Below are 12,833 nucleotides of genomic sequence, written 5' to 3'. Positions count from 1 at the left end.
TCGCAAGCGCGCCGAACCTTTTCGAGAGTGCCGCATTGACCTTTCGCGCGATGGCCAATCGCGACTGTCGGCCTAATCAAGGTGCTTTCTTCACTCCCCGGTTCGGAGATCAACGAATGAAAATCGGCTTCATCGGGCTGGGCTCCATGGGGGCTCCCATCGCGCGGCGACTGGCGCGCAGCGGCTTCAACGTCACGGGCTGCGATGTCTCGCCGCAGGCGCTTGCGGCTTTTGACGAACCCGGCACCCGCCGCGAGCCGAACCCGATAGAGGCGGCGCGCGGCGTTGATGTCCTCGGCGTTTGCGTCCGGACCGACGCGCAGCTTGAGGAGTTGATCGGTGAAGGCGCTATCTTCGCCGCCATGGGGGCAGGCAGCACGTTCATTCTCAACTCGACGGTGGCCCCCAACCTTGCACGGCGGCTGGCCGAACAGGCGGCAGGACATGCGGTCGGCTTCATTGATGTGGGCGTTTCCGGTGGCGGCCCTGCGGCGATCGAGGGCAAACTCTCGCTGTTTGTCGGCGGCGATGAAGCCGTGGTCGAAAAAGCCCGTCCGTTTCTCGATGCGATCGGCACTACCGCCTGGCTCGGCCCGGTGGGGCGCGGCCTCGAAGGCAAGCTGCTCAACAACCTGGTGTCGATCGCCAACTATGGGATGGCAGCGGCGATTCTCGATCTTGGCGTCGAGCTGGAATTCGACCGCGAGCAGCTTCGCGAAGCCCTGATGATCGGTTCGGCGCGCGGCTTCGCCTTGCAGGCCGTGTCCGGCCTGGTCGGCTGGCGTGAGGGCGCAACTGCTGAATACCTCGACGACATCCATGCGCTTCTGGCGAAGGACGTGATCCACGCGGCTGAACTCGCGCCGCCGGACCATCCCGCCATGTCGGCCTTGCAGGCCTCGTGCAACGCCATGCTCGCACGCGTGATGCGGGCTGCGGATGAACGTCGCTGACCAGTTCGGCAGGGCCCGTCAAAATGGAAACGATTAAGGTTGCCCAAGTTGGATCGGCTGGAGTGATCACGTTGAACCGGCCTGAAAAACTCAACGCGATTACCACCACCATGTTGGACGAAATCGACATCGCGCTTCACAAGATTGAAACCAGCGATGCCAGCGCGCTAATTTTAACCGGTGCAGGCCGAGGGTTTTGCGCCGGGTCGGACATCAGTGGCGAGGACCAACATGGCGGCGACACCCGCTCCTTTGCGGACAGCCGCATACGGCGCATGCACGATCTGATCTTGCGTCTGGCCGAATTTCGCCAGCCGAGCATCGCGGCACTCAATGGCCTCGCATATGGCGGCGGTCTGGAGCTCGCCATGGCCTGCACGTTCCGGACAGCAGCGCCTCGAGCGAAGTTCTGCATGCCTGAGATCAGGCACAGTCTCGTGCCTTCGTATGGGGGAACGCAGCTCCTTCCGGCGCTGGTAGGGCGCGCCCGGGCACTCCAGATGATGCTGACTGGCGAAAGTGTGGACGCTGAGGAAGCCCTGCGCACAGGATTGGTCAACCTCGTCGATCCCGATCCATTGGCTGCAGCAATTGCATTGGCCGGGAGGATGCCAAACGGGGCAGGTCTTGCGCAGCGTATGATCCGGCGATCCGTGACGAGCGGCGCAAGTCTGGGGCTGGCCGCCGCGCTCGATCTGGAGCGGGAACTGGCAATGGAGATCGCGGTTTCGGACGACGCTCTGCAAGGTGCGGCCCGTTTCGCCAATCGGACCCGTAACTGACGATAGGAGAACACGATGGCTAAGCTGCGAGACAAGATTCGCATGACCGACGAAGAAATCGGCGACTTCCTCCGGGTTTCGAAAACACTCGTCGTGTCCACTCTCGACCGAGACGGAGCGCCTCACCTCACGGCATTATGGTTTGCCAATCACGAGGGAATGATCATTTTCGAGACTTATGGTTCATCCCAGAAGGTGGTGAACCTTCGGCGCGACCCACGTATCGCCGTTCTGTGCGAAACAGGTGAGGTGTATGATCAGCTGCGCGGCGTCTCAATTCAGGGCAGGGCAGAGATCGTCGACAGCGGCCCCCGTCTCGTGGAGCTCATGAGCCTGGTCATCAAGCGCAATACGCCGGATCTGGATGCGGCAGCACTGGCAAGCCACGTTGAAACCATGATCCGCAAGCGGGTGGTCGTCGTCGTTCGACCAGACAAGGTCATCAGCTGGGACCATCGCAAACTGGCGCAGGCCTGAGCAAGAAAGGGAGACGGATCAGCCGCCGCGCATGTAAACCGAGAGGCGCCGGATGCGCCCGGCACTGGAAAGCTCGTAGAAGTTTGCTGTGTTTCGAATAGTCCCGTCGGGAAGCCGCGCCTCGATCTCCACGGCTATGGAATTCTGCCCCACAACCTTGTTGATAGGAGAAGGCACGGGCGATCCGGCAGCGAAGACGTCAAGGTGCATTTCGCGGATGGCCGATTTCCCTTCGAACGCGCGGCCGTCCGGTAGGATGAAGGTCGCGTCATCCTCGTAAAGTGCCGCCAGGCCATCGATGTTCTTCTCCCGGATACAGGCGAAGTAGCGGTCGGCAAGGTCTGTGGGGTTCATACAAGGTCCTCTGCAATCCCTGATTTCCTCGCTAGCGAATTCTCGATGGCGAGAGCGGACCCTTAGAAAGCACCCGGCGCGCAATCAAATGCTGGCCAGGTTTCTCGGCACTTTGGCAAAAGGATGGCGCGATCACGGCATTGAGAATATATCGGAGACTTAGCGCAATATCGGCGCTAGAATCCGCGAGTGCGCGAAAAATGGCATTGTTATGTGGGCGAGATCGGAAAATTCTGGAGGCATGGGTTACAGCTTGCTGCACCTGCAGGCGGGGCAGAGCGCTGAACTGGAAGAGCTGCGGATTTCTTCTTCGACGATTTCCGCCAGCCTTGTCGTTCAGGAGCGCGACGAACCGGTGGCAGGACAATGGTACTCGGCTGATTCCTATTTCTTCAATCTCAGCCTGACCGGCAGGCCAGCCAGTGCGCGAGGTCGCTTCGAAGGCATGGACGGCGGTTACCAGCCGGTCGGAGAACTCTTTTTTCTTCCCGCGGGGCAGCGTTATCTGGCTAAGGGCGGTCCGGGCAGCCAGCGCACGCTCTTTGTCGAGATGTCGGCTGACGAGCAACTTCAGGACGAGCTGAGGATCAGCGCAGATGGTGCCGCCGTGTGGCGGACCTGCATGAACATGCCGTTCGATCGCTTGCGCGATCTGCTGCTTCGCATGGCCCGCGAAGTACACGAGCCCGGCTTTGCATCCGAACTGATGATCGAAGGCTTGGGTATCACGCTGCTGGCGGAGACGCTTCGCGTCCTGCAACAGGTGGAAGCTAATACCACTCGTAAAGGGGGCCTCTCGCCCTGGCGGCTGCGAACGATCGAAGCGCGCATCCGTGAAGGAGGTACGCTGCCGACACTCTCGGAACTTGCCGGGCTATGCGGCCTGAGCCGGCGTCAGCTGATGCGGGCATTCCGGGAGGAGACTGGCCGGACCGTTGGCGCCTTCATACAGGAACTGACACTGGAACGGGCGAAGGTGTTATTGCAGGACACCGACTTGCCGGTTGGCGAAATAGCTGCTCAGGTCGGCTTTGCCACTGCAACGTCCTTTTCAACCGCGTTTCGCCGCGCGATCGGAGAAAACCCGCGAAGCTTTCGGGCCAAGCGAAATGCGCATTAACCGCAGGTCAGCAACCGGTGCCGTATCTCCTGACGCTCGATGATGCTCTGACACTAGGCGGATTCGGCAGTCGCTCCATGAGACCTGCCCAGCAGGAGCAGCAGCAGGGCGCCGAGAATGACGGCGGAGCCTGTCAGGATGAGGAACGGATTGAAGCTGCCGGAGCGTGCGAGCGACCAGCTCAGGAACATGGCGCCCGATGCCGCCGCGACCGAGCTCACCGCTATGAGCAGTCCGAGCACGCTTGAATAGATCGCAGTGCGGAAATGGCGCGCTACCAGGAATGACAGAATGTCGCCTTCGGCGCCCACGGCGAAGCCAAGGAAGAAGATCGCGGCGGTCACCACCGGCGCAGCGTCGTAGTCCGACGCCAGGACGAACAGGCCGAGCGCGGGTAGGCCAAGGGTGACGAACGAGACGACGTGCGGTGCGAAGCGGTCCAGCGCGAGGCCTGCGCCGAAACGGCCCAGCAACATGCCCATGGCCAGCGCGGTGAACATGATCGATGCGCCTTCGCCGGAAATTCCGTTGTCGAGCACCAGCATCTTGAGCTGCACCAGGATCAACGTGAGCGGCAGGTTGCACAAGTACATCGAGGCCAGCAGGATCCAGAAGGCGCGGGTCCCGAAGATTTCCGGGTAGTCGTCGCGGGCGCGCCGCTTGGGCTGCACCGCTGCCAGGGCGTGCGTTCGCCCTGAAGGGATCAGCAGGAAGGTGATGACGCCGGTTGCCGCAACGAACAGGGCAAGTGCCTGATAGGCCGCGACCCACCCGTGCGTTTCCACGTAATCGTTCACCACCGGGCCGCCCACCGCGCTGAACACGGCGGGCCCGCACGCGACGATGGCCAGTGCCAGGCCCCTTGCGTGTTCCACGTGCTGGATCACCAGCCGCGTGTAAACGGTGGCGGTCGTGGTGACGCAGACGATGCTCTGGACGACGAACACGGCAAGATAGACCGCATACGAGCCGCCGGTCAGCGAGTAGCCGAGAAGGGCAAGCGGCATCGTGATCAGCCCGATCGTGGCTGTCAGCTTGACCCCGAGAACGTCGGCGAGCCGGCCGACGAACGGCATCGACAGCGCCGTCAGCAGGCCCAGCATGCCGATCATCGCAAACTGGGACTTGGTCCAGCCGGCATCCGCGACCAGCGTGGGCCCGATGGCACTGGTAATGGTTCCCGCGATCGACATGCCGGTGCCCATGCCCAGCGTTGCTGCGGCAAGGGGGCGCCACGCTGCAAGAATTTCCGACAGGTAGCGCATGGGGTGATGGTTCTTCCGATTGTTCCCGCGGCGGCAACGCGGCGTCTGTTGATCAATGCGCTTCCCTGCCCCTGGGGCAAGGGAAGCGTAGCAAGCTCAGGCCGATCCCATGTACCGTCCGCCGTTGACGCTGATGGTCTGGCCGGTGATGTAGCTGGCATCGGGCGAGGCAAGGTAGGCGCAGGCAGCGGCGATGTCTTCCCCGGTTCCCAGCCGTCCCACCGGGATCGTCTTGGCGAAACTTTCCATGTCGAGGTTGGTCGCCCGGCGGAGCATAGGCGTATCGATGGAGCCCGGCGGCACCATGTTGAACGTGACGCCGCTCTTGCCGAATTCCAGGGCGAGGGCCTTGGTGAGACCGAGCAGGCCGCCCTTGGTGGCGACATAATGTGCCTGACTGGGCGAGCCGCTCTGGGTCGAGGACGAGGTGATGTTGATGATGCGGCCCCATTGGGCCTCCAGCATCGCGGGCAGCATTTCGCGGATGCACAGGTGCGGGCCGGTCAGGTTGATGCGGATGATCTCGTTCCACATCGCCATGTCCTGATCGAAGTACTTCACGTGAGGGCCGATGCCCGCGTTGTTGACCAGGATACTGATCGCACCGAAGGCCGCGCGAGTCTCGTCCGCTGCGGCCTTTATCGCGGCCTCGTCGGCGCAGTCTACAGCGATGGCGATGGCCGTATCGCCGACATCGGTGATGGCCTTGGCGGTCTCAGCGGCGCCGTCGCCATTGATGTCCCAAACCGCGACCATGGCGCCGTCACGGGCAAAGCGTTCTGCGATCGAACGGCCCATGCCTGAGCCGCCGCCGGTAACGACGGCGACTTTGCCATTGAGCGGTGCTGGAATCATCTTCATTCTTGTCTTCCTCTCCGTGCGGCCGGCGTTGCATTCGTGCGGCCCGTGAAATGACTTCCTATGCGATGCGACGCCTCATCCCGGGCGTTTCGGCAGGGCGATCTCGGCGGTGCCGGTCGCCATTGTTGTGCCTTTCTGATTTGCCATCAAGTGCCGGACGTGAACGAGGTGACGCCCTTTCTCGTCGACCGACTTGTCCACCACTTTAGCGGTCTGGATTGTCACATCGCCCGAGAGCGCAGGGCCGCGAAAATTGGCGACCGAGTGGACGACCATGCCATGTTCGCCGGCCCAGCCCGACATGAAGTCGATCACCCAGGCCCCCATTGCGCCGCCGTAGCCATAAGCGCGCGGCATGCCGATCTTGCGCGCATATTTCGGGAACAGGTGCCCGCGCGAGGGGCCGTAATAGGCGCCGTCGGTAATCTCGGGGTTTTCGAGAAGCATGTCGGGATCGTTCTCGCAGCCGGCCATCTCGGGGGTGAAGCCGAGTGCGATCATGTCGATCTTGCGGACTTGCACGGCGCCCCAGGTGTTGATGATCCACGCGCGCCATTCGGTGGTGAAGCTGGCCACCGAGTGCGGGCCGAACACGCGTTCGGGCAACTGGTCGCCGATCTTCACATCGTCCCACCAGCGCTCCTTGTGGCCCAGCGCCCGCAGCATCCTGATCCAGCCGAGCTTGCGCTCCTCGAGCGCCTCGATCTCCTGGTCTGTCCATTCCGGCTCGTCGAACTCGTCCTTGTTGACGTTGGCCCCGCCGGCCGCTGCATTGTAGCGGATCGCGGTCGAGCGCTGCTTGGCCAGCAACTGGCCATGCTGGTTGGTGTAGAAATTGTCGCCACGCTGAAAGCAGGTGGGCCCCGCGAGCCGGGTTTCCTTCACCACATAGTCGAAGGGAATGCGTTCGTTGTGTACCCAGTCGCCGGCGGCGATGCGGCGATCCTCGAACCACCATTCCTCCCCGCCGAACAGCAGGTGCGAATTGGGGATGCCCCCGACGCAGGCCGGGGACGTCCCCATCCCGTCGTCGATCGCGCAGGCAAAGCTTTGCGATCCTACGATCCGGCCCCAGCGGCTCTCCTCCGCAAAGGTCGGATCGTAGTGCAGTAAGTTGGGGTAGTGCATGGCATGGGCCCAGCGGCGAATGTCGTTGTTGGCGATCGGATCGCGCAAACGCGACGAAGTGATCGCCTTGCCGAGGTACTGGTCGATGTCCGAGCAGTCGAGAATCGTGGAACTCACGTGGGCTGTCCTTGCTGAATGGGAATAGGGGGGAAGGGCCGGGTCAGGCAGCCGCCGTGACCGGCTCCTCGCCCACCAGGGTCGTGCGGCGCATCAGCCGCTTGCTGTCGAGCGGATAGGGTTCGGCCCGGTGCATGGTGCCGGTGTTGTCGAAGATCAGGAAGTCGCCCTCGCGCCAGTCATGCGTGAAGACGTACTGGCCCTGCGTGGACCACTCCATGAGTTCGCACAGCAGCAGATTGCCCTCGGCAATGTCCATGTCCTCGACGTAGTGGCAGGTGTTGCCCAGCAGGAGCGAGGCCTGTCCGTGTCGGTGGTGCCAGACCAGCGGGTGCGTCTGCACGGGATAGGATTGCCAGCGCTTCAGTTCCGCAAGCGCGGGCGCGGGATTGATGTAGCGTTGCGACGCCTCGAGCGCGTGGCGCACGCAAATGCCTTCCAGCGCCTGCTTGCGGGCCGCGGGAAGGTCCGCATAGGCCGCATAGGTATTGGCGACCGAGGTCCCGCCGCCCTCGTTCGCGGCAGGCAGAACGCGCGCCGAAAGCATGGTCGCCTTGGCGGGCACCGGGTCATTGGCCCCGTCGATGTGCCAGTAGAAGGCCCCGCGCGTATAGTCGGCAACGGGGTTGATCTCCGGGTCCATCGAGATGTTCTGAAGTTCCTTGTCCCCGCCGACGAGATGCACCTCGCCGATGGTGCGGGCGAACTGCAGTTGCTCCTCGTCGGTCAGGTGCATCCCCGGAAACACCAGCGCGCTGCGCTCCACCAGCAAACGCTGGATTTCCCCGGCATGGCGGCCGGACAGGAAATCGCCGCGATCGATGGAAACGATGCTGCCGACCTTTGGCTTGGCGTGTTCGACTTTCATGGGTGCCTCTCGCGGTCAGGTTGAACGGTTGCCGTGCTCGGCCGTGAGGCCGGTAATCGGCGCATCGCTGGCGATCCGGGCCAGACGGATCCTGGCGATGCGCGTGCGCTCGGGAGCCTCTTCCGGGATTGCCGGCAGCGGCTGGCCGCGCCGGGCCATTTCGGCCTCCAGCCGTGAACGTGTCTTGGCCAGCGTGGCTTCGCTGGGCTGGAGAACCTGCTTGGTGTCCAGCGTCGAGGGATGCTGCGGCAAGGCCCGCTCGGCCCGGAACAGCACGGTGTCGCCTTGCGCTTCGGCTACGCCTACCAGGGTCCGGAAACCGGCGAAAGTGACGCAGGCCGGCCCGGCAAAGGCCCATGGCACGCCTTTGGGCACGGCGATGCGGAACCCTTCGTCCACCAGTTCGACAGATCGCGCGCGCATCGGCAGGGGATAACCGTCGCTATCCACCACGCTCAGGTGTGCGGGATGGCCGGTGGCGATCGCGTCCGCCGCGACGTCCTGCCAGGGGCGGGGCGTCCAGTTGCCCGGGCTGACCGGCGCCTCGGGGGCAGGGTCCGACTGGGGCCAGACGGTGCCGGGCGCCGCATTCCAGACCTTGGGCGGGCCATCCAGCGCGGCGTGATTGTCCCACCAGTAAATCCGTTCGGGGGTATTCTCGATGATGATCCGGGACCAGTAGGTCACGGCAAGCCGCGCCTGCTCCCACGTGATGCCGTGGCTGACGCCCTGCCAGCCGGTCTCCGCAAGGTAGCGGATCGCATTCGACTGGATGTCGCTGTCGCGCACTGCGGCATGCGCGCGGATCACCACGACCGGCTCCTCCGGCCTGCCTTCGATGAGGAGGCCAACTTTCGAATTGCGCCGGGCACGTTCGGCCTTCGCCGGATTGGGGACGCCAGTCGCCAGATCGATCGTCGCCATGTCGTCGGCAGGGAAATAGTACGTCGGGGTGTCGATCGGCGCGCCTTTGGCGGTCATCGTCGCGAATTCGGCCACCACGCCGGATTCGATCATGCGGAAGATGTGCTGCGGCAGGTCATGCAGGCTGCTCACGGTTTCAGGCTCCTTGCCGCACGACCGGAACCCAGTCGTAGATTTCGCCATTGGGCCCAATCGGGGAATCGCACTCTTCGGTGACGAGGCAGATCGGATTGGCATGCGTGGCGAACAGGTGTTCCTCGTCCGCCTTGGTGAAGGGCAGGCGCTCGGGATCGGCGACGATGGCCTGCGACCGTTCGAAGTCCTCGCGGCAGTTCCACCAGATTTCCATGATGCAGTCGTAGCCGGAATCGTGAATCTCGCCGGTGACCGGGTTCTTCACCGGTTCCAGATAGCGCCGGACATAGCGCACGGCATTGGGAATGCTGGGCTTGCCGATCTTCTGGCCGAGCTTGGAATGGTGGTTCTCGTAGTAGTCCAGGAATTCTTCCATCGTCATGTCGGGACGCTTCCGGAAGAAGCAGATCTGTTTCAGCATCGTTCTCTCCACGGCTCCTGCGTGCACGCTCGAGAGCGGCGTACGCGGTCCTTGCATCGGACTAATCACAGGATCATCATGCCGTCCAATGACATTTTTCTTCATCACCATGCAGATTAGGTATGACGGTTTCACTCACTAAATTGCAGCAACTCGCCGCTGTCGCGCGTTGGGGAAATATCTCGCGTGCGGCCGAGGAATTGCACATCAGCCAGCCTGCGCTGAGTCGCAGCATCGCCTTGCTGGAGAGCCGCTACGGCTTTCCGATCTTCAATCGTATCGGTCATGGCGTCGAACCCACCGCTGCCGGCGCGCAGATCCTGGCGCAGGCGGAGCCGCTGCTGCAATCCATGCGTGTGTTCGAACGCAATGCAGCACTGCTGGCTTCGGGCAAGGCAGGCACCCTCCGGATTGGTATCCCGCCGCTGCTGGCGAGCCAGTTGCTGGCGGATCTTTCGCAGAACATTCTCGTCGGCAACGACGAGGTCGAGCTGCAGGTCTCGATCAGATCCGGGCCGAGCCTGCTGGACCAGCTGAAGGAAGACAGGATCGAGTTCTTTCTCTTTGCCGAGACGCAAGTGGATACCGGGCCAGAGATCGAAGTCGTATCGATCGGTGAGTTCCATCCGATCTGCGTGGTTCGAAAGGGGCACCCGCTTTCCGGCCGCGCCAACCTGACAAGCGCGGACCTGTCCGCCTATCCCTGGGCCAGCTCGGTCGAACCGCGCGTGATGGGCGAGCTTCTCAATCCGACGCGGCTCTTGTGCGACAACTACCATATCTTGCGCGACGTGGTCCTGCGAACGGATCTGGTTTGCATCTGCACCCGCGCGTTTGTTGCGGGCGAACTCGCTGAAGGCCGGCTGTGCGAACTCGATATTCCGGGCTTCCTCCCTGCCAGAAACCCGATCTACTACGCGGCGCTTAAGGGACGAATTCTATCGCCCCTTGCCAAGAACGCGATTGCTCACATCGGCGTGCTGCTCGCGCAGCGCTGATGTGAGCAATCGAAGCGGGACCTTTGCTATGAGCGGCGCCCGGTCAAGATCGGGCCGCCGGTTTGATCTTGGGAATCATCGCACGATGACGCGAACGCGATCGAGATTCTGTATCCGCGCAAAGGGCGTTTGCACGTTCCCTTCGCGCTGCGAGGCGACCCGAAGCGTGACGAAATAGGTTCCCGGCTTCGAAAACACGTGTGTCATCGTCACCGTGACATTGTCGCCGTGATCCTTGGCCTTGCTGAGGTCAGATCGCACGGGGAACGTGCCGGTGTCGTCAAAATCCCATTCCGCCGACACCACTTTGCCCGTCCCGGGAGGCACCGCGATCGTGCCTGTCATGACGGCGGTCTTGCCGGTCTGCGCCTCGATAGCCTTCTGTCCATCCGTTCCGGTCAACGAGACCACCGGCTGGATTCCACGGCGCGCCTCTGCCGTGGCGGGCACCACAATCTGACCATCGACGAGCTGGTAGTTCGTGGTCTGGGCAGGGTCGGTTCCGTCCTCGACCCATGCGGCAAGGTCGCGCAACGCCTGCTGCAGAATGCCGATGTAACTCACCGTGTGGTTGGGATAGAGTTGTCTTGTGGAATCGCCGTGGTTGGCGTGATCGTTCATCCACAAGCGGTAGTGATCATTTGTCGCCGTCCCCAGGTTTTCACGGACGCGTTGACGATACCAGTCACCCTGCCAAGGGAATGCTTCGGTATCGTACAGGTTTTCCAGCATGATCATCTTGCCCGAGAACTCGCCCGTCTGATCAGTGCCGGTCGCGCCACGGGCCAGCAGCGGCCCCAGTATCATCGGCCTTTGCGGGTAGAGCGGTTTGCCATCCGGTCCGCGGTACTGATCCCATTCCGGGAACTGGTCGCCCGGCGGAACCTGATGGCGATGATAGGTCTCCGATGCAAGAAAGTCGGTATTGTCGACCCGTACCGCGTCACCAGCGGCCAGTTTGGAAACAATTTCCTCCCCGCCCTGGCCAAGCAGTACGATGTCGCCGATGCAATTCAGTATCATGGCCTTTTTGCCGGCTGCGGCACCGCTGTCGACGATGAAATCTCCACCCATGACGTCTTTGCCCGGGGCCTTCATCAGGCGAACAGCTACAGGCGTCGAAGGCTGGTGCGCTTTCCATCCGTTGTCCGCCAGGCCTTTGGCTTCACCCGCCTGGCGTAATCCAGGTAGATTCATCCGTGCGGCTTCGCCTGCGGTCACGATTGACGCAACCGTTGTGCCGAGCCTCACCCTGGCGTCGATCAGAGACGGCGGAGGCGCATATCCGTCGTAGCCGGGTGTCGTCCAGAATTCCTTGAAATAGGCTGGATCAAGCGCCCGGGTTACGGGATAGATCACGGCATAGGCATGCATTCCCAACTTTTTGTAGTTGAACCATCCTGCCGGGGGGAAACCGAGCCGCGTGACTTCCTTCAAAGTGGCGGCTTGCTCGGGCGAAAGATCCTTGTAGGGATCACCGCTGCCGCCTGCGTCAATGGCATCGACAATTTGTGGGAAGACGGGCGCCAACACGCGCAATCCCAACATTCGTGCCGTGAATAGATTGGGCAGAGCCATGGGAGAGCCGACGACATAGGGGACAGCACCGTCCCAGACGCCCCTCGTATTTTCCATGCCAGCCAATGTGCGAAAGGCGCCGCCGCTGCCGCCGAACGCGTAACCGTAAGGCCGTTTGCCGCCATACATCTGTTCGGCGACGACGCGGGAGAATTGCGCGGCTGCCGCATTCGCCCTGAACGCGCCGATCGTGGGGTCGCCGCGCTGGCCTGGCATCGCGGCGGCGCTCCGGCCCCCGCTGTTCGTTTCCACGAAATAAGCCCCGCTATCCAGCGCGAAGCCGATGCGATCTTCCTCGCCGGTCAGCCCCTGGGAGAGGTTTTCGCTGTCCGGAACGGGAGTGATGTATTGAAAGAAGCGTCCCTGGTACTTGTCCGGCGCAGGAAGGTAAAACGAGAAGCGCGCTTCGGTCCCCTTGAAGCCCCCGTGGACATAGCGATGCCGCGCCGGTGTACTGCGCCATTCATCGATGTCGATATAGGGCTGAGAAAAGAGCGGTTCTGCCCGATCGGTATCGTCATGCCGCTGCCCCACAGCGACGGCAGTACCGTCTTGCGCTTGCAGGCTGGTGTCGGTGTAGGCACACATTGTTGCCGCTATGGCCAATCCAAGCTCGCGCGGAAAGAATCTGCATGACTTCTTCATTTCTATCTCCCGTTTTGCGCGGTTCATACCTGCATAGTTTGGCCGACGCTTGACCAAAGCGGCTGGGTTTGCAACGGGCTAATGAATTTTGGCGTCGCCGAGCGGGCTAACGAAGCTGTCAAAGGTGCCGGAAACTGCTCTTGATCGGCCCCCGCTGAGTGGTCCGTGTGATTTGTTAGTGTAAAACTGCCTCTGGCGCCATGGCTG

General features: G+C 62.4%; 13 protein-coding genes. 5 read left to right on the top strand and 8 right to left on the bottom strand.

All coding sequences use genetic code 11. The annotated features are described in order from the left end of the window. The first annotated feature begins 116 nt into the window (after positions 1-116). From IEX64_RS22055 to IEX64_RS22045, 3 genes are all read left to right on the top strand, one after another. The gene (locus tag IEX64_RS22055; protein ID WP_188823346.1) at positions 117-953 is read left to right on the top strand and encodes an NAD(P)-dependent oxidoreductase; all 837 of its coding nucleotides are present in this window, start codon (positions 117-119) and stop codon (positions 951-953) included. Positions 954-1,024: 71 nt separating this feature from the next. Next, the gene (locus IEX64_RS22050) at positions 1,025-1,735 is read left to right on the top strand and encodes an enoyl-CoA hydratase/isomerase family protein (protein ID WP_188823344.1); all 711 of its coding nucleotides are present in this window, start codon (positions 1,025-1,027) and stop codon (positions 1,733-1,735) included. Between the two features lie 15 nt (positions 1,736-1,750). After that, complete coding sequence (locus IEX64_RS22045) at positions 1,751-2,212, top strand: pyridoxamine 5'-phosphate oxidase family protein (RefSeq protein WP_188823342.1); 462 nt, start codon at positions 1,751-1,753, stop codon at positions 2,210-2,212. A gap of 18 nt (positions 2,213-2,230) precedes the next feature. Here the strand turns inward: IEX64_RS22045 and IEX64_RS22040 are convergent, their stop codons facing one another. Further along, a complete protein-coding gene (locus IEX64_RS22040; RefSeq protein ID WP_188823340.1) occupies positions 2,231-2,566 on the bottom strand; it encodes a YybH family protein in 336 nt (111 codons plus the stop codon). A gap of 241 nt (positions 2,567-2,807) precedes the next feature. Here IEX64_RS22040 and IEX64_RS22035 point away from each other — a divergent pair, with 241 nt between their 5' ends. Beyond that, complete coding sequence (locus IEX64_RS22035; RefSeq protein ID WP_188823338.1) at positions 2,808-3,686, top strand: AraC family transcriptional regulator; 879 nt, start codon at positions 2,808-2,810, stop codon at positions 3,684-3,686. Between the two features lie 53 nt (positions 3,687-3,739). On the opposite strand, the gene IEX64_RS22030 is transcribed toward IEX64_RS22035, so the two are convergent. From IEX64_RS22030 to IEX64_RS22005, 6 genes are all read right to left on the bottom strand, one after another. Next, positions 3,740-4,951, bottom strand: coding sequence for an MFS transporter (locus IEX64_RS22030; protein WP_188823336.1), 1,212 nt, complete (start codon positions 4,949-4,951; stop codon positions 3,740-3,742). Positions 4,952-5,047: 96 nt separating this feature from the next. Continuing rightward, the gene (locus IEX64_RS22025) at positions 5,048-5,812 is read right to left on the bottom strand and encodes an SDR family NAD(P)-dependent oxidoreductase (RefSeq protein ID WP_229710644.1); all 765 of its coding nucleotides are present in this window, start codon (positions 5,810-5,812) and stop codon (positions 5,048-5,050) included. A 75-nt stretch (positions 5,813-5,887) separates the two neighbouring features. Further along, positions 5,888-7,057, bottom strand: coding sequence for an FAS1-like dehydratase domain-containing protein (locus IEX64_RS22020; protein ID WP_188823334.1), 1,170 nt, complete (start codon positions 7,055-7,057; stop codon positions 5,888-5,890). A gap of 43 nt (positions 7,058-7,100) precedes the next feature. Next, positions 7,101-7,925 carry a TauD/TfdA dioxygenase family protein gene (locus IEX64_RS22015; RefSeq protein WP_188823332.1) on the bottom strand — a complete coding sequence of 275 codons (825 nt, stop codon included), beginning with the start codon at positions 7,923-7,925 and terminating at the stop codon, positions 7,101-7,103. A 15-nt stretch (positions 7,926-7,940) separates the two neighbouring features. Next, entirely contained in the window at positions 7,941-8,981 is a 1,041-nt protein-coding gene (locus IEX64_RS22010; protein ID WP_188823330.1) for a pyridoxamine 5'-phosphate oxidase family protein, read from the bottom strand. Positions 8,982-8,985: 4 nt separating this feature from the next. After that, a complete protein-coding gene (locus IEX64_RS22005; RefSeq protein WP_188823328.1) occupies positions 8,986-9,405 on the bottom strand; it encodes an EthD domain-containing protein in 420 nt (139 codons plus the stop codon). Between the two features lie 122 nt (positions 9,406-9,527). Here IEX64_RS22005 and IEX64_RS22000 point away from each other — a divergent pair, with 122 nt between their 5' ends. Continuing rightward, complete coding sequence (locus tag IEX64_RS22000; protein WP_188823326.1) at positions 9,528-10,403, top strand: LysR family transcriptional regulator; 876 nt, start codon at positions 9,528-9,530, stop codon at positions 10,401-10,403. Positions 10,404-10,478: 75 nt separating this feature from the next. Here IEX64_RS22000 and IEX64_RS21995 read toward each other — a convergent pair whose 3' ends face one another. Further along, positions 10,479-12,653: a PKD domain-containing protein gene (locus IEX64_RS21995; RefSeq protein WP_188823324.1), complete on the bottom strand. Its 2,175-nt coding sequence runs from the start codon at positions 12,651-12,653 to the stop codon at positions 10,479-10,481. Positions 12,654-12,833 lie beyond the last annotated feature (180 nt).

This window comes from Novosphingobium indicum (assembly GCF_014645195.1).
Taxonomy (GTDB): domain Bacteria; phylum Pseudomonadota; class Alphaproteobacteria; order Sphingomonadales; family Sphingomonadaceae; genus Novosphingobium; species Novosphingobium indicum.
This window is presented reverse-complemented; position numbering and strand designations above follow the sequence as displayed.